The organism is Sphingobium sp. PNB, assembly GCF_019873065.1.
Classification (GTDB): domain Bacteria; phylum Pseudomonadota; class Alphaproteobacteria; order Sphingomonadales; family Sphingomonadaceae; genus Sphingobium; species Sphingobium fuliginis.
The window spans coordinates 71773-89077 of record NZ_JAINEZ010000010.1; the positions used below are offsets into that span (position 1 = coordinate 71773).

General features: G+C 61.7%; 12 protein-coding genes. 7 read left to right on the forward strand and 5 right to left on the reverse strand.

Annotation, left to right across the window (positions count from 1 at the left end):
- Positions 1 to 186: 186 nt before the first annotated feature.
- From K7W03_RS05850 to K7W03_RS05870, 5 genes are all read right to left on the reverse strand, one after another.
- Complete coding sequence (locus tag K7W03_RS05850) at positions 187 to 999, reverse strand: tRNA U-34 5-methylaminomethyl-2-thiouridine biosynthesis protein (protein ID WP_222885757.1); 813 nt, start codon at positions 997 to 999, stop codon at positions 187 to 189.
- Positions 1000 to 1026: 27 nt separating this feature from the next.
- On the reverse strand, positions 1027 to 1911 hold the full coding sequence (locus K7W03_RS05855; RefSeq protein ID WP_037482922.1) for a tRNA U-34 5-methylaminomethyl-2-thiouridine biosynthesis protein: 885 nt from the start codon (positions 1909 to 1911) through the stop codon (positions 1027 to 1029).
- 131 nt (positions 1912 to 2042) lie between these two features.
- On the reverse strand, positions 2043 to 3116 hold the full coding sequence (locus K7W03_RS05860; protein WP_222885758.1) for a peptidyl-alpha-hydroxyglycine alpha-amidating lyase family protein: 1074 nt from the start codon (positions 3114 to 3116) through the stop codon (positions 2043 to 2045).
- A gap of 42 nt (positions 3117 to 3158) precedes the next feature.
- Entirely contained in the window at positions 3159 to 4154 is a 996-nt protein-coding gene (locus tag K7W03_RS05865; protein WP_222885759.1) for an MBL fold metallo-hydrolase, read from the reverse strand.
- A gap of 294 nt (positions 4155 to 4448) precedes the next feature.
- Positions 4449 to 5606 (reverse strand): IclR family transcriptional regulator C-terminal domain-containing protein, encoded by a 1158-nt coding sequence (locus K7W03_RS05870; protein WP_137710225.1) that lies wholly within the window; start codon positions 5604 to 5606, stop codon positions 4449 to 4451.
- Between the two features lie 344 nt (positions 5607 to 5950).
- On the opposite strand from K7W03_RS05870, the gene K7W03_RS05875 reads away from it, so the two are divergent.
- The 7 genes from K7W03_RS05875 (at position 5951) to K7W03_RS05905 (ending at position 17042) form a co-directional block, all read left to right on the forward strand.
- Positions 5951 to 7045, forward strand: coding sequence for a hypothetical protein (locus K7W03_RS05875; protein ID WP_204369849.1), 1095 nt, complete (start codon positions 5951 to 5953; stop codon positions 7043 to 7045).
- Positions 7046 to 7350: 305 nt separating this feature from the next.
- A complete protein-coding gene (locus K7W03_RS05880; protein ID WP_037482940.1) occupies positions 7351 to 8445 on the forward strand; it encodes a LacI family DNA-binding transcriptional regulator in 1095 nt (364 codons plus the stop codon).
- A gap of 510 nt (positions 8446 to 8955) precedes the next feature.
- Positions 8956 to 9237 carry a DUF4258 domain-containing protein gene (locus K7W03_RS05885; RefSeq protein ID WP_222885760.1) on the forward strand — a complete coding sequence of 94 codons (282 nt, stop codon included), beginning with the start codon at positions 8956 to 8958 and terminating at the stop codon, positions 9235 to 9237.
- Positions 9234 to 11009, forward strand: a complete 1776-nt coding sequence (locus K7W03_RS05890) for a hypothetical protein (RefSeq protein ID WP_222885761.1) — start codon at positions 9234 to 9236, stop codon at positions 11007 to 11009. Before K7W03_RS05885 ends, K7W03_RS05890 begins: the two co-directional genes overlap by 4 nt.
- Before the next feature lie 32 nt (positions 11010 to 11041).
- Positions 11042 to 12628, forward strand: coding sequence for a type I restriction-modification system subunit M (locus K7W03_RS05895; protein WP_222885762.1), 1587 nt, complete (start codon positions 11042 to 11044; stop codon positions 12626 to 12628).
- Positions 12625 to 13827: a restriction endonuclease subunit S gene (locus tag K7W03_RS05900; protein ID WP_222885763.1), complete on the forward strand. Its 1203-nt coding sequence runs from the start codon at positions 12625 to 12627 to the stop codon at positions 13825 to 13827. The genes K7W03_RS05895 and K7W03_RS05900 overlap by 4 nt, the downstream gene beginning before the upstream one ends.
- Positions 13824 to 17042 (forward strand): type I restriction endonuclease subunit R, encoded by a 3219-nt coding sequence (locus K7W03_RS05905; RefSeq protein WP_222885764.1) that lies wholly within the window; start codon positions 13824 to 13826, stop codon positions 17040 to 17042. The genes K7W03_RS05900 and K7W03_RS05905 overlap by 4 nt, the downstream gene beginning before the upstream one ends.
- Positions 17043 to 17305: the final 263 nt, after the last annotated feature.

Below are 17305 nucleotides of genomic sequence, written 5' to 3' on the forward strand. Positions count from 1 at the left end.
CGGAAAACCACCCTTTTCGGCTCGTCATCTTCTGAATGTCGATCGGCTCTAGCGCCTCTCCCGCCGCCGCCGCAAGCGAAGGGGGACAGGCGCGGCCTTCAAGCGCGAAGTCCGAACCGCCCGGCGCGTCCGGCGACATGGAGTCAAGGGAATGGCGATGCCGGCTGACGGCCATGGTCCGCCGGATCAGGCCAGCTTGAACTCGACCACGGCCGCACCCGCGCCATAGGTCGGCCCATAGCCATGGACATGGGCATTTTTGAAATCGCCCACGCCCCCCAACAGCCAGGCCAGATGCTTCATCCCCATGTCGGTCTTCGCCGCCGCGGCGAAGTCATCCAGTCCGGCGCGCAAGCGGTCCGCCCCGCCCTGCTCCATCGCGGCAAGCAGCACGCGATTGGCGGCGTCGCTCTGCTCATCCACGATACGATCCTCGGCTATGTCGATGTCCTTGTCGAAATAGCCGGCGGAAAGGCCGCCGACCGCGATCACCGCCGCGCGCTTGCCCTGAAGATCGGCCTGCTCCGCCGCCACCCGGCCCAGCGCCTCCGTCGTGGCGAAATCATGATAGAGATTGTTGGCGGCGACCACCGTCGGAATCGTTCCGCCGGGGTTGAGGAAGGCGTTGGCGACGATCGTTCCGCTGTCGATCGGAAAGCCTTCATAATCGACCGCCTTGGATCGATGGCCCGCCGCATTGGCCCCCGCGACGCACGCCTGGGCCAGCGAAACATCCGCACGCAAGTCCATCTGGAGGTCGCCATAATCATACCAGTTCTCATCGACATGGACGCCGGTGCTGTGCGGACGCGCCTGCCACAGTTCGTCCAGCACGGCGAACCATTGGGTCGAATAGATCAGCAACACGTCCGGCCGGCTGGCGCGCAGCGCCTCGCCCGCCGCTTTCGCCGCCGTGGCGAGCGGAGCCCAGGGCGGATTGTCCTGGCGCAGGAAGGGCAGCGGATTGCCCGGCATCAGAAATGCGGAAACGACCGGCATGATATGTCCTCGTATCTCGATTGGGGCTCAGGCCGCCAGGCGCCATTCCATGACGGCGTTGCCGGTGCCGATGACCGTGCCGTAGCCGTGAAGCTCCGCAGGCGTGGTGGGATATTCCATGGCGGAGATCATCCAGGGGAAGGCCCCGGACTTCACTTCGGCAAAGGCTTCCTCCACCCATTCGGGGAACAGGCGCATCACCTCCCGAATCTCGCCCCTGCGCATGAGTTCGATCATGCGCATGTCCCATTTGTAGCCCTTGTAGCTTTGCGGATGCTCCCGGCTCATATCCTCGGGAATCTCCGGCTCCTCATGGAAATGATAGTGCGAGAAGGTGTTGGACGCGAGCAGCACGGCCCGCTTGCCGCTTTTCTCGATCGCCCGCCGCGTCGCTTCGCCCAGCCGCTCCATCTCCTCCACGCCCTCGTCGAGGGTCAGATAATAAGGCGAATTATTGGCCGAGATGCCGACGACCGGGATGTCCCATTGCGGACGGACCATGTGCAGCGTGGTGATCGTGCCATAATCCACCCGAAAGTTCGGATTGCGCATCATCTTGGCGGTCAGGCCAAGCGCCTGTGCCTCGCCGCAGCAGGCTTCGGCAAGGTCGACGTCGACGTTCAGGTCGAAGGCAAAGCGGAAGAGATTGGGGAAGATCGGATCGACCGACTTGCCCGACAGACGCTCCACGCCCAGGAAATGGTGGCCGACTGTCGTAATCCAATGCGGCGAATGGACGAGCAGCACGTCGGGCTTCAGTTCCTCGATGCTCTTGCGCGCCTTTTCATAGGCCCAGCGCAACGGCTCCCACCCGCCCTCCGAGCGCGGCTCGTTCTGCGGGGGATTTTCAGCATAGACGAGATGGGGAGGATGCGGCGCCACGAAGCCCGCGAGAATCTTACCTTGGGACATGAGCTCTCTCCGATTCTCATTAAGTAAGAAAAATAATTCGTCTTGTAAGATTGGTATCAAGCCCGCAGGAAGCCGTCAACGAAAGTCTGCGGGCCTTGCAACGGGCCAATCATTCGGAACCGGGCAGCCCTTCATGGCTTCGGCCGCTTCACATGCCGTTCCAGCATGCGGCGGCCAACGACCGCGCCATAGACATTGCCCTGATCGTCGACACCCACGCCTTCGGCCCCGGAATGCCTGGGTTCCGCCGCTTCGGCATCCTCGATGAAGGCGTCGACCCTTCCGGTCCGGGCACTGCCGATACGGATACCGCGACGGATGCGGGCATCCTGATTGCGGCCCTCGACCGGACTGGATTCGGAATCCGCGACATAGAGCCTGTCCTTCCCGTCGATATAGATGCCGCTGGGGCGACCGAACTGATGCCATTGGGCCAGGAACTTGCCGTCCTGGCTGAAGATCTGGATGCGGTTATTCTCCCGATCGGCCACGAACAGCCGCCCACGGGAATCGAGCGCCAGGCTGTGAGGCTCGCTGAACTCGCCAGGGCCGCTTCCCTTGCGCCCCCATTGCCCGATGAACTTGCCGTCCTTCGAGAATTTCAGCACCCGGTTGTTCTTGCCGCCGGGCGAATGACTTTCGGACACGAAGAAGTCGCCCTTGCGCGTGACCACGATGTCATTGGGCTGATCCAGAAAGTCTGTGGCGGAACCCAGCGCATCGTGACCCAGCGTCATCAGCACCTTGCCGTCGGGATCGAATTTCACGATCTTGCCGCCATTGTCGCCCGATCCACGCTCGGCCAGGAAAACGGAACCCAAGTCGGTGACCCACAAATTGCCCTGCGGATCGACGGTCGCCCCATGGGGGAAGCGAAACAGGCCCTGGCCGAATGCCTTCAGAAGACGGCCCTGCGCATCGAATTTCAGGATCGGCGGTTCGGGCCGGTCGATGCAGGAATTCTCATAGCAGCGATGGATGACGTAGATGACGCCGCCCGGCGCCGATTCCACCGCCGTCACCGCCGCCCATTTCATCCCCGCGGGCAAAGTGCCCCAATCCCGGGTCGTTTCATAAGGCTGAGGCAGGTCGTTGCGCGGAGCCGCGTCGCGCGCGACCGCAACGGCGGGCAGCAGCATCGTCGCCGCGAAGGCCAATAATCCGGAACCCAGTCGCAATGTCGCCTCCTCCCATCGATGCATCATCCCGACGCCTTCACGCATCGGGCCGTCCAGCCGCCCCCTCCGTCAGCGAGGCGGGATTTCGTAGGTGACGGGCACCCAGGCATAGCCGCGTTCGGCCTTGCGGATATGCCCCAGTCCGGGAAAGGGCAGGTGCGCGGCGGCGACCAGATAGCGCCCGTCCGCTGCATCCTTCAGCGCCGCCAACCGGCTCGCCGTCGCCTTTGCAGGATCGATGTCGGAATACATGGCCACTTCCGGCAGCTCGAGCTGGACCTGCCCGAAATGCATGATGTCGCCCCAGAAGAGCAGGCGCTCGCCCTTCGATTCCACCTCGAAAAAGGCGTGGCCGGGCGAATGCCCGCGAGAGGCGATGGCGCGTATGCCGGGAAGCACTTCCCCCGTGCCGTCGAAATATCGAAGCCTGCCACGACGGCTATAGGCGTCCATCGACTCCTTGACCGCCCGGAAGCGATATTTGCCGAGCTTGCCCTGATCCTCCGGCGCCTTCGCCGCTTCGGCCGGGTCCAGCCACAGCGCCGCATCGGTCTTGTCGGCATAGACGGTCGCATTGGGGAATGCCGGCTGCCCATCCTTCACCAGGCCGCCGATATGGTCGGGATGCATGTGCGTGATCAGCACGGCATCGACCTGATCCGGCCGGTACCCCGCCGCCCGCAGGCTTTCCGCAAGCCCGCCCAGACGCGGCCCCAGAACCTTTCCGGCGCCCGTGTCCACCAGCACCAGACGGTCGCCCGTGTTGATCAGGAAGGCATTGACGGACGTGGGCACGGCATCCGGCTCGAACCGCTTGCGCAGCATCGCGGCCACCTCGCCCGCCGTCGTGTTCGTCAAGAGCTTTGCCGGCGGGAAGTCGACGACGCCGTCATTGAGCGCCGTGATCTCATAGTCGCCCAGCATCATGCGATAGAAGCCCGGCGCCTGGCTTTTCACCATCGGCACCTTCGCTGCCGGAGCCTGCGCCGCGCCACCGCCCGCCGCCGCCAACAGGGCGAGGGCGGCTGCCCGCCAGAACCGGCGACGCGCCTGCCCTCCAGGCATTGCGGACCTTCGGCTCAAACGAACAGCGGGCATCCACGTCTCTCCCTTCCCGGAACCATGCATGAAATATATTATCTCGATATGCAAGATATAAAATTCGTTAGGTGAGAATTTATATCGCACAGCCACGGCTGGCGCTCGCGCGACATCGCACGATGGAACGAACAAGGATCAAACAGCGGGCGCGCGATGCCCGCATCGGGCTGGAATCGCCCTGATTTCCCTCCTAACGCGATTTCTTAATCAGCGATCAATCGCGTCGCCTGGAAATCGCTCCGGTCGAGGGCAATAGCGTCATTCGTCCGGGGCGATATGGGAACCCGGCTTGAACGCGATGGCGGTGATCATGATCCCCTGATGGGGATGGGGCAGTTCCTTGACCGCGACGGTGTTGCGCGCAGGGCCTTCGAAGCCGAAATAATCGGCATAGACGCGGTTGAAGGTCTCATAATCGGCCATGTCGAGCAGGTGGACCTGAATATCGACGATGTCCGCCAGCGACGCGCCCGCCGTTGCCAGCATGTCCCGGATCGCGTCGAAGATGAAGCGCGCCTGCCGCTCTATGTCGATCACGACCTTGCCGTCTTCCCCGACGGTCGCACCCTCGAAACTGTCATCCGGCCGCCGCGCGCTGGTGCCCGAAATGAACAGGAAATCCGCCACGCGCTTCAGGTGCGGGAAATTGCCGCGCGGCTTGGCGCGCGACGGGAAAACCCGGCTCTCGATCGACAGCGACCGTTCGATCTGGGTCACGCTGCCGGCGATCGCGGACCGCGCCTTCGCCAACTGCTCGTCGCCCAGCCGCGAACTGGGCGCGGACAGCGCGATCGCCGCCACCACCTGGCCCCGCATGTTATGCAGCGGCAGGGCGATCGAACGAAGCCCCTCCTCCCATTCCTCATTGTCCACCGCATAGCCCTGCTTCGCGATGCGGCCGAGTTCGGCCATGAGCTGCCCCGGATCGACGATGGTGCCGGGCGTGTAGCGTCTAAGCTCCGCATTGGCGAGGAAGCTGGCGCGGTGACTCTCGCTCATCGAGGCGATGAACAGCTTGCCCGCGGAGGTGCAGTGAAGCGGAAACGGCTCGCCCACCGGATGGCTGATGACCAGCGAACGGTCGGGCCGCGCCACGGCCGCATTGATCGCCTGGTTCCCGCTGCGCGCGACGCAGTGGACGGCTTCGCGGAATTCATCGGCCAGAGCCTCCAGATGCGGATGCGCGGCATTCACCAGCAGCACGTCGCCTTCCACCCGGGCGCCAAGGTCGGCCAGGGCCGGCCCCAGATGGAAACCGCCCTTGCGCCCGCGCGCGACCGCACCCTCGCCTTCCAGCGTCAGCAGGAAGCGATGCACCGTCGCCATATTGCTGCCCACCGCGCGGGCAACCTCCGTCGCGCTCAGATCACGACCCGCGCCCGCTATGGCCCGCAGGATCGCAAACGCCCGCGTCACCGAATTATTCTTCGGCGTTAGAACCGGTCCGCGAATGAATACTTCTCCCAATCCAAACCCAAGGCGCCACCCCGGGCGCGAAACTCCAGCTAGCAGCTTCCTTCCACAGGGGAAACCTTCCTGAACAGATGCCACGCACCCTGATTGCGCCTTGACAGGCGCTGCAAATCACCATCATATCGCGATATAGGCAATTGAAATCTTATTAATTAAGATAAATAATGGCTATCATCAGGGCGCGCAACCGCCTGCTGCCACGGCGCTTTCGGAATAACAATATGTTAGGACGCGGGCCCTTTGCTTGAGAGCCTTATTCGGTCGACAATGGGCCCGGAGGGATGACTATGCGGCGCTGTTTCCTTGCCATGGCGATGCTGATCGGCTGCATCGGCTCAGCGCCCGTTCCCGCCCAGAAACCCGCCGCCGACGCCCCCCGGTTCGAACCCGACGCGCAATGGCCAAGGCCCCTGCCCGGCAACTGGATATTGGGCCAGGTCTCGGGCGTCGCCGTCGACAAGGACGATAATGTCTGGATCATCCAGCGGCCGGGTTCGCTGCTCGACGACGAGAAGGGCGCGCAGAAATCTCCGCCTGAGTCGCTTTGCTGCTCGGCTGCTCCGCCGGTCATGAAATTCGACCAGCAGGGCAATCTTCTCGCCGCCTGGGGCGGTGCCGGGCAGGGCCATCCATGGGTCCAGATGGAACATGGCATCCATGTCGACGATGCGGGCCATGTCTTCATCGCCGGCAATCTGGACGGCGACCAGGTGCTGGAGTTCACCGGCGACGGCAAGTTCATCCGCCAGTTCGGGGCCGACGACGGCACCAAGGGGTCGAATTCCACGACGCGGCTGGGACGCCCGGCGCATATGATGACGGACAGCGCGGCGAACGAACTCTATGTCGCGGACGGATATGGCAATCGCCGGGTGATCGTCTTCGACCTGTCGACCGGCGCATATAAGCGGCATTGGGGCGGCAGCGGTTCGGTGCCCAATGACGACAAGCTGCCGCCCTATTCGCCCGCTTCGGTATCGCAGGGATTCAACAACCCGGTTCATTGCGTGCGCATCGCCCGCGACGGTCTGGTCTATGTCTGCGACCGGGCCAACGACCGGATACAGGTGTTCCGCAAGGACGGCAGCTATGTGCGCGAGTTCAAGGTGGAGCCCCAGACGCTGGGCAGCGGATCGGTGTGGGACCTCGTCCTGTCCGAAGACGCCGCGCAGCGCTATATCTTCGTTGCCGACGGCGGCAACGGACAGGTCGTCACCCTGCTCCGCCAGACCGGCGCGTTCGTCACGAAATGGGGCCGCGCGGGCCGCCAGCCCGGCCAGTTCAAGTCGATCCACAACATCGCGATCGATTCAAAAGGCAATCTCTACACGGCGGAAGTCGGTTATGGCCGCCGGGTGCAGCGCTTCAAACGCCAACATTAAGCCCGGCGGGAAATATCGGCCTCGGCAGGGGAGGGGGCGCTCCTTCCCGCATCGCTCCTTTTAAGCGCGACAAGCCAGAGACAATCCCCGGACCGGACTTCCGACGGCCCGGATAGCGGCGCGATGACCTGACGGTCCGTCGAAGCGGCCGTTCGCGGGCGGCATCGCATCGCCCCGCCGCCATGAACCGGCGCCCCTCCATCCTGCCGCAGCCGCCTGCAAAAGGCCCGCGATCGGCCGGAATGCGAAATCATGTTGCCAAGATTTGCGCGCGGGAAGAGAAAGGCCTGTCAAAGGAGACTATTTTGCCGCGCAGTAGCACCAAATCCCGGACCGTGACGATCAAGCAGGTCGCGGAGGCCGCTGCGGTTCACCCGTCGACCGTCTCCCGCGCGCTCAATCCTGCGACCCGCTATCTGGTCGCGGAGGAAGTGGCTGAACGCGTGCTCGCGGCGGCGCAGCGCCTTGGCTACCGGCGCAACCTGCTCGCCGCGGGCCTGCGCACCGGCCGCTCGCATCTTGTCGGCATGCTCGTGCCCGACATCGCGAATACCGTCTTTTCCCCGATCCTCAGCGGCGCGGCGGAAAGGCTTGCGGCGGAAGGCTTCTCGACCGTGGTTGCCGATGTGGGGCGGGATTCCAGCCGACAGCTGGAGATCGTGCGCGAGCTGGCGACGCGGCAGATCGAGGGATTGATCCTGGCGACCGTCCAGCGCGACGACCCGGTCGTCGATTTCTGTCTCGAACAGGGGCTTCCGGCGGTTCTCGTCAACCGGGCGGAGGAAAAGCGCCGATTGTCGGCCGTCGTCTCCGACGACGCGCTGGGAATGCAACTCGCGGTCGACCATGTCGTGGAACTGGGACATCGCAGGATCGCACATCTCGCAGGGCCGGAGACGGTGTCCACCGGCCATCTGCGGCGGCGCGCCTTTTATGGCGCGATGGAGCAGCACGACCTTCGTTCGACCGAGCCGCTGCACGAAGCAGCAGAAGGCTATTCGCGGGAAGAGGGCGCGATTGCGACCCGCCGCCTGCTGGACCGTGACCCCGACATCACCGCGATCGTCGCCGCAAACGACCTTCTCGCACTGGGCGCCTATGATGCGCTGAAGGAACGCGGCCTTCGGTGCCCGGAGGACATATCGATCGTCGGGCATAACGACATGCCCATGATGGATCTGGTGACGCCGCCGCTGACGACGATACGCATCGGCCATAATGCCCTGGGGCGGGAGGCGGCCGACCTTCTGCTGCAACGCATTCGCGGGGATGATCCGGAGATCCGCAACATCGTGCTCGCGCCTTCGCTCGTCGTGCGGGAATCGACTGCCCGGCCCCGGCAAGGGCAGGCAAAGAGGACGCGATCGGCGAAGGCGACGAGAACGGCCGTGGCGGGATAAGCGGAAGGTCCAGCCGAGCCGAGGCTGGACGTCAGGCATGGAGCGGAACGCAGACGGGTGAATGCCCAAGCCTTCAGGCCGGACGACAATAGTTCTAGGAGAATAGCCGAAAGCCGACTGGCTCAATCCGCTGGCCGCGCGCCCAGATCGGCGCCAACCACTATCCAACCGCCTCGCAAGGCATTGATAAATGGTGACCCCTACGGGAGGGATCGATCGCAATGTTATGCCTGAAAAATCAGTAGCTTAATTCAATGCCGAGAAGCATTTCGTATGTGTTTCGTACCACCTTGTTTAACTGCTTCAAACCTATCACGTTGGCGGGTGCTGGTCGATCAAGAATGATGATTTCGAAGTAGCATAAGGCTTTGATTGGCTGGAGCCGGCCGAAAGCGACTGACGAGTGCTCCACTCGCGCGATGATCGAGAAATTCAGTATCACAACATTATCCTCTTGCGGGACGGATAATGTTGTGAGATATACCTCGTTATCAACGCGAGGCACATGTCATGAACGACTTCGAAGGGAATACCACGCGGCACATGGACGCCCGCATGAATCAGCGTGGCATCCCTGCCGCGTTGGTTGACTTGGTTCTTTCGCATGGGCGTTGGGATGGCGATGCATGCAAGCTAGACCGCAAAGACCTGTGCAACCTCAAGGACGATGTTGAAAAGCTGCGGTCGACGGTGCTGAAGGCTCTCGATAAGGGTGGCTTGGCTGTCGTCGAAGCCGGCGGCGCATTGATCACCACCTATGCCCGCCCGAATGCACGGAGCGGCCGCAAATGAGCTTCGTATCTAAACTTGCACATTCGTTATCGACCCAAACAGGTGTTCGCAGCGTCGAGGCAATGCCGATCGCTCTTGCCGCCATCGTCGCTGCCGCCAAGGGGATCAAATCTTCGACAGCCTCGGAGATGTTCGCTACCCTAGCGCGAACGCTGCAACCGGCTGATCAAGCTGATGCGTTGATCCGCGTTCGGGATTGGCTTGAAGACATCGATCTTTCCGAAGCGCAGGCGCGGGGCATTCAAAGCCTGCTTCCCATCCATGTCCCGGTAGCGATTGATTGGACGGCCGAACTGGAGGCGCTGATAGACAATGCCCGATACCGCGAACCGTTCATTCCAATCAGCCCTCGAGTCGGTGCAGCGATCGGCACTTCACTTGGTATTCCGGCCGACGAAACCATCGCCTGCCTGTTTGCCGGCAGTGCAACGATTGCTTGGGGTCTGGCCCAGTTCCGACCGGTTACGCTCCACGTGACCAATTGGCAGACTGAGGTAATCATGGCGTTGCTAGCCCACGCCGATGGCCGCCCACTGCGTGTCGACCGGAGGAATCCCATCGAAACCATTCCATACTCCGATGGATCATCCACCTTTCACGAGGACCATGCGCCAAAGCCCGGCGCATATGATCATCTTATATCGGTTCCGCCTCTCGGCTACCGCATGAAGGATGGTCAAGCTGCAGGCATGTTGTTTGAGGCATGGCAAGTGGAGCAACTGGCGGACCGGGCGCGAAAGGGCTTCGTCGCTGTCGTCACCGATGGCTTGTTGTTTCGGGAAAGCCGGAACGACGTCGGATTCCGTGAGCAGCTTTGCACGATGGGCGGGCTTACCGTCACTAGCTTGCCGCCTGGCATTTTCGGGCGCGCCAGCGGTGTGCAGGTTAACCTGCTCAAGATTGACCAGATGGAAAGGCCCGATGCGACCTTCGTTGACGGTCGGAGCATGGACCGGGTTAGCCGCAGCGGTCGGGAGCAAGAAGATCTGATCGTCAAACAGCTCGAATGCCTCGGTTCGGCCCCGACACGTACCATCGGTATCGAAGAACTGGCCACCTCGAACTACAATCTGCTGCCAAACCGCTTCATCGTCAGCGACGAATTGACCCGCATGGACGAGGCCTTGTCGGCCCGTCACACCGTCCGGCTTGGTGATGTCGCCAAAATCCTGCGTCCACGCGCGCCGCAACCCGTCCGCGGCGATCCGTCGGACGACGACGTGATCGGCCTTGAGATCGCCGTTTCCGATATCGTGGACGGAAAGGTTGGTGCGCCTTCCAAGGAAATTCGCTTCCCAGCTAAGGAGCGTATGAGCGTGGGCAAGGTGCACGTCGAGACAGACGACATCCTTGTAAGCATCAAAGGCAATGTCGGGGCCGTCGGTATCGTCGGCATGGGCGCGATCCTGGATGGACTGATGGATGCTCCGCAGATTGTCGTTTCTCAAAGCTTGGCGATCATCAGATTGGAGCGAGGCTCAGCCATTCGCCAACCGCGTGTTCTGGCTGGAATCCTATCCTCCCCGCAGATGCGAGCAAAGCTTCAAGCATTGGCTGGCGGCACGACCGTCCCCAGCCTGCCGATCAGCGCCCTTCAAGATCTCGCCATTCCGGTACCCGACGCGGACGAAGCCTTCGATATCGAAGGCCGACTGGAAGAACTCGATGCGATGCAAGAGGAGATCGAGCAACGAATCAGCAACCGCCGCATCATGCAGGATGCATTGTGGCGGAAATTCTGGAACATGCCTTCCGAACAGGAAGATGCATGAGCGCGCAATTCAGGAACGAAAGAACAAAGTCCGTGTCCAGTGATCCCAAGGTAATCGAAGGCAGCCTATTCAAGATGGCGGACCAGCTTCGCGCCAATTCCGGGCTGAAGCCATCGGAATACAGCCGGCCGGTGCTGGGCCTGCTGTTCCTGCGTTATGCCGAGGGGCAGTTCGCGCGCGTGGAGAAGACGCTGGCGCCCAAGCCTGGATCGCGGCTCAAGCCCGGGCCGGATGACTACAAGACGCAAGGGGTGATCTACCTCTCGCCCGAGGCGCGGTTTTCGTATCTGCTCAGCCTGCCCGAAGATGCCGATGTTGGGCGTGCGCTCAACAATGCGATGAAGGATATTGAACGCGACAACGCCGAGCTGGACGATGTTCTGCCCAAGAATTTCAACGAGATTCCCAAGGATACGCTGATCGAACTGATCCGCCTGCTTCAGCCCTTGGAGATCGACGGCGACGCTTTTGGCCACGTTTACGAATATTTCATGGGCGAGTTCGCCAAGCAGGAAATGCAGAAGGGCGGCGAGTTCTACACGCCCAGTTCGATCGTCCGGCTGATAGTCGAGATCATCGAGCCGTTCCACGGCCGCATCCTTGATCCGGCCTGTGGATCGGCGGGCATGTTCGTCCATTCTGCGGACTTCGTGAAGCGCCACCAGCGTGCGCCGGATAAGGAGATCAGCCTGTTCGGCATGGAAAAGACTAAGGAGACGATCCGTCTCGCCAAAATGAACTTGGCGGTTCATGGCCTGTCAGGCACCATCGCCGATACCAACAGCTATTATGATGACGCGCCCGAAGCGTTCAAAGGCGTGCCGCTGGTGGGCGGATTCGATTTCGTCATGGCTAATCCGCCATTTAATGTCGCAGGCGTGGACAAGGCCAAGCTGAAGGCGGTGACGGCGAGCGGGAGCGAAGTGGTCAAGCCACGCTTCCCCTTCGGTCTGCCCAGCACCGACAATGGCAACTACATCTGGATCAGCCAGTTCTATTCTGCGCTGAACGATAATGGCCGCGCCGGTTTCGTCATGGCCAACAGCGCGGCTGACGCGCGCGGCAGCGAGGCGGAGATCCGGCGGAAGCTGATCGAAAGCGGAGCAGCGGACGTGATCGTTTCGGTCGGCCCCAATTTCTTCCTGACAGTGACTTTGCCCTGCACGCTATGGTTCTTCGACCGTGCCAAGCCGGGCACGACCCGCGCCGATGAAGTGCTATTCATTGACGCTCGCCACATCTTCAACCAGGTCGACCGAGCCCACCGCGATTTCCGTGACGAACAGATCGAGTTCCTCGCCAACATCGTCCGACTGTGGCGCGGTGCCGAACCGGAACTGGCGTTCGGATCGACGGCCCTGCTGCGCGAGTGGCTGGGCGGATTGGATGATTACAAGGACGTCCCCGGCCTGTGCCGCGCGGCCTCGCGCAAGGAGATCGAGGCGCAGGGTTGGTCGCTCAATCCGGGCCGCTATGTCGGCATTGCCAAGGGAGAAGCCGACGCGGAGGATTTCAAGGAGAAGCTGGAAGCCCTGCAGGAGGAACTAGAGCGGATGAATGGTGACGCGTTGGACTTGCAAGGACGGATTGCAGTTAATGTGGCGGAGTTGCTAGCGTGATTAATGGGCAAGCAACGCCGTATATTCGGATCGAAAATCTCGCCGACAAACGCAAATGGTCTCTGAATGGAGGCCCCTTCGGATCCAAACTGGTTTCGAGCATGTATGCCGATGAAGGAGTCCCAGTCATACGCGGCGCCAATATGGGTGATGGCTCCCGCTTTCACGATGCCGACTTCGTATTTGTGACCACCGAAAAGGCAGACGAACTCCGTGCCCATACAGCTAGGCGCGGCGATGTGATCTTCACTCAGCGAGGTACATTGGGGCAGGTGGCGCTGATCCCTCCGACCTCGCGTTTTGATCGATATGTGATTTCGCAGAGCCAAATGAAACTGACCGTTGATCCGCTAAAAGCGGATGCAGCCTTTATCTATTATTGCTTCTGCGAGCCGAAAATCAGGTCAGACTTCGTTGGCTTAGCTTCATCATCCGGCGTGCCCCATGTCAATCTGGCGACCTTGCGCGAATACAGCATTCCCCTCCCGCCGTTAGACGAGCAACGCCGCATCGCCGACATTCTCTCCGCTTATGACGACCTTATCGAAAATAACACGCGGCGCATCGCCATCCTCGAAGACATGGCCCGCCGCCTGTTCGAGGAGTGGTTTGTCCAGCGCCGTGCGCCCGTCGCGTTATCTGGCCCTGGAGATTGGATTGCGGCGACGATGGGCGATGCCCTCACGCTGCAAAGAGGCTTTGATCTTCCCATCAGCGAGCGGACTAAAGGCCCCTATCCTGTGGTTGCGGCTTCCGGTATCCATGGTTTCCACCGCGAGTACAAAGTGCGAGGCCCGGGAGTGACGACCGGCCGATCCGGGACAATTGGGCAGGTCCAGTATATCGAAGGAAACTTTTGGCCGCTAAATACTTCACTTTGGATCAAGGAGTTCAAGCACGGAGGCCCGGTTTTCGCATACTACCTGCTCTCGAGCCTCGATCTGACGGGAAACAACACGGGTGCTGCCGTGCCCTCGCTCAATCGGAACATCGTGCATTCTATGCCGACGATACTCCCACCATTACGAATGGTCAGCGCCTTTGAAGCCATAGCGGGCGATATGCGTCGCACCATATCGGCCTTGACGGACGCCAACATTAACCTCCGCACCTCCCGCGACTTGCTGCTCCCCAAGCTGATCTCAGGCGAAATCGAAGTCCGCGCCGCCGAGGAAGCCTTGGAGGCCGCCGCCGCATGACCTCACCCGCTGACCCCGACGACCCCGGACGCTATCCAACCCGCGAGGAATCGCTCGGGGCGGTGCTGTCCGCGTTTGGCGAGGGCCAGATGGTCGAAGACCCGGCGGTGGCGCGGCTGATCGAGCTGGGCTGGCGGCACGAGAATCTCTACAAGGAAAACCCGCTGGTCCTCGCACCCGATCCGCGTACAGGGCGCACCAGCTTTCGACAGGCCATGCTGCCTGGTCCGCTGCGCGCCGCGATCGAGCGGCTGAACCCGGACCTTGACGCCGATGCCGTCAGCGCCGCCGCCGATGAACTGATGCGCAATCGGGGGGACATGAACCCCATCGCCGCCAACCGCGAAGTCATGGGTCAGCTACGAGACGGCGTGGAGGTCCGAACCACTCTGCCCGATGGCACCAGCGAAACCCGCATCGCGCGCGTGATCGACTGGCGCTCCCCCCATGCCAACGATCTGCTGATCGCCCAGCAATTCTGGATCGCCAGCGAAATCCACAAGCGCCGCGCCGATCTGATCGGTTTCGTCAACGGCATTCCCCTGCTGTTCATCGAGCTGAAGGCCAGCCATCGCAGCGCACAGGCCGCCTATGACCAGAACTTGCGCGATTATCGCGATGCCGTGCCCCACATCTTCTGGGGCAACGGGCTGGTGCTGCTGTCCAACGGAGATGATGCCCGCATCGGCGCGCCTTTCGCGGCCTGGGGCCATTTCAAGGAATGGAAGCGCATCGACCACGAGGGGGCGAAGGGCGTCGTCAGCCTCGACACCGTGCTGACCGCTGCCTGCTCACCCGAGCGGCTGCTCGACATCGTCGAGAATTTCGTGGTGTTCGAGGAAACCCGCGACGGCCTGATCAAGAAGATCGCGCAGAACCATCAGTATCTCGGCGTTAACAAAGCCGTGGCCGAAATCGGCAAGGCGGGCGGCAAACTGGGCGTGTTCTGGCACACGCAGGGCTCGGGCAAGTCGCTCTCCATGCTGGCCTTCACGCAAAAGGTGCTGCGCACAAAGCCGGGTGGATGGACCTTCCTGATCGTCACGGACAGGCAGGAACTGGACGAGCAGATCGCCGAGTTCTTCCAGGCCTGCGGCGCTTTCTCGCTGCCGCTGCCGCAAGTGCAGGCGCAGAATCGCGCGCATTTGCGCGAGCTGTTGTCGGGCAATGCGCGTTTCGTCTTCACCCTGATCCACAAGTTCGGGACTGAGATGGGTGAGACTTATCCCGAACTTTCCCAGCGCGATGACATCATCGTCGTCACCGATGAGGCGCACCGCAGCCAGTATGATGTGCTGGCATCCAACATGCGCCGCGCGCTGCCCAATGCCGCGTTCATCGGCTTTACCGGCACACCGCTGATGGCGGGTGAGGAGAAAACTCGCGAGGTGTTCGGTGACTACATCTCAGTCTATAATTTCAGCCAGTCGGTCGAGGATGGGGCGACCGTTCCGCTCTATTATGAAAACCGCATTCCCGAGCTGCAACTGGCCTCGGACGATATCGATGAAGCGGTCGATGCGATCATCGCCGAGGCTGACCTGGACGATGATGACAATCGCGCCCTCGAACGCAAGCTGGCGCGGCAGTACAGCCTGATCAAGCGGGAAGACCGGCTTGACCGGATCGCCGATGATGTCGTCCGCCACTTCATGGGGCGTGGTTATCGCGGCAAAGCGATGTTCATTGCCATCGACAAGGAAACCGCCGTGCGGATGCATGGCAAAGTTCGTGCCGCATGGGATGCAGCATTGGTCGAGAAGGCCAAGGCTATCCAGTCGCTGTCCGGCGAAACGCGCGAGGCCGCCCAAGCTGAACTCAAATGGCTGCATGAAACCGACATGGCCGTTGTCGTCAGCCAAGGGCAAAACGAGATCGCCGACATGGCAGCCAAGGGCCTCGACATCCGCCCCCACCGGGAACGGATGGTGAAGGATGACCTCGACGAGAAGTTCAAGGCTCCGGCCGATCCGTTGCGGCTGGTTTTCGTTTGCGCGATGTGGATTACCGGCTTCGACGTGCCCACCTGTTCGACCGTCTATCTCGACAAGCCGATGAAGAACCACACGCTGATGCAGACCATCGCGCGGGCAAACCGCACGGCACCGGGCAAGTCGGCTGGCCTGATCGTTGACTATGTAGGCGTCTTCCGGAATTTGCAGAAGGCGCTGGCGATCTATGCCCAGCCTTCCACAGAAGGCTCCAATCCTATCGAAGACAAGGCGGCGCTTGTCGGCCGTCTGAAGACTGCTGTGGATGAAGCAATGGACTTCTGCCGCCGTCGTGCGATCGATCCCACCGGGATCGTCAACGCCAAGGGATTTGAGCGGATCGCTAGGCTTGCCGAGGCGGTAGAGGCAGTAATGGGCACCGATCAGGAGCAGCAGGCATTTCTGCGCCATGCCGGCAACGTCTGGACACTGTTCAAGGCCGTCCTCCCCGATCCGGCCGCCGATCAGTGGCGCGTGGAGGCAGCCGTGCTTCACGTTATGGCCGAGAAGGTCCGCGCCTTGCGAGAAGACCCGGACCAGAAAGCGCGGGTCCAGCGCGTAGCCGATGAGATCGAAGCCCTTCTCGACGAGGCCATTCTCGGCATCGAGATCACGGCGCCGGTTCGGTCCGGCGATGACGTGGAAGGGCTGTTTGACCTTTCACGGATCGATTTTGACAAGCTGCGCGAGCGCTTCGCGCAAGGGCAGAAGCGCACGCAGACTCAGAAACTGCGCACTGCCATCGAGCGAAAGCTGGAGGACTTGGCGGCGCTAAACCCGATGCGGTCATCGCTGATCGAACGGTTTCAGGAACTCATTGACGAGTACAACGCCGGCAGCCTGAACGTGGAGCGCTTGTTCGATGCGTTGATGGCGTTCATCCGCGACCTTGATGAGGAAGAAGGCCGAGCGATCCGGGAGGGGCTTTCGGAGGAAGAGCTGGCGATCGTCGACATCCTGACCAAGCCGGAACCCGAACTGACACCTGACGAACTCGCCTTGGTCAAGCAGGTCGCCAAGGCGATGCTGGAGACTCTAAAGCGCGAGAAGCTGGTGCTCGACTGGCGCCTCAAAGAACGCGCCAAAGCGGCAGTCCGGAGCGCCATCCAGCAATCATTGGATAGCCTTCCTCCCGCCTATGATGATGCAATCTGGCAGGGCAAAGTCGCCCAGACATACGAATGGATCTTCGATCACTACGGTGGCGAGGCCTCGATCAGCTGAAGCCGGAAGGCAGACCGTCTCGCGCCACGCGAAGCGATTTACTGCGGTCAAGATGATCGAACCCTTTGCCGAGCGACCGCGCGCATTTACGTTGAGCAGACTGCGGCCAAGACGAGGCCGGTTCGTCCAGGAGCTCTGCACGCTCGATGGCGGGCTTGTAGCCTCTTTCGGCGATTGATGTCAACCGGCGCGCAAAGTTGACCCCTTATCGGCGCCCAACATTGACCCCCTTTTCGTGAGTGTCGGCGGTTATCCCGGTAGTC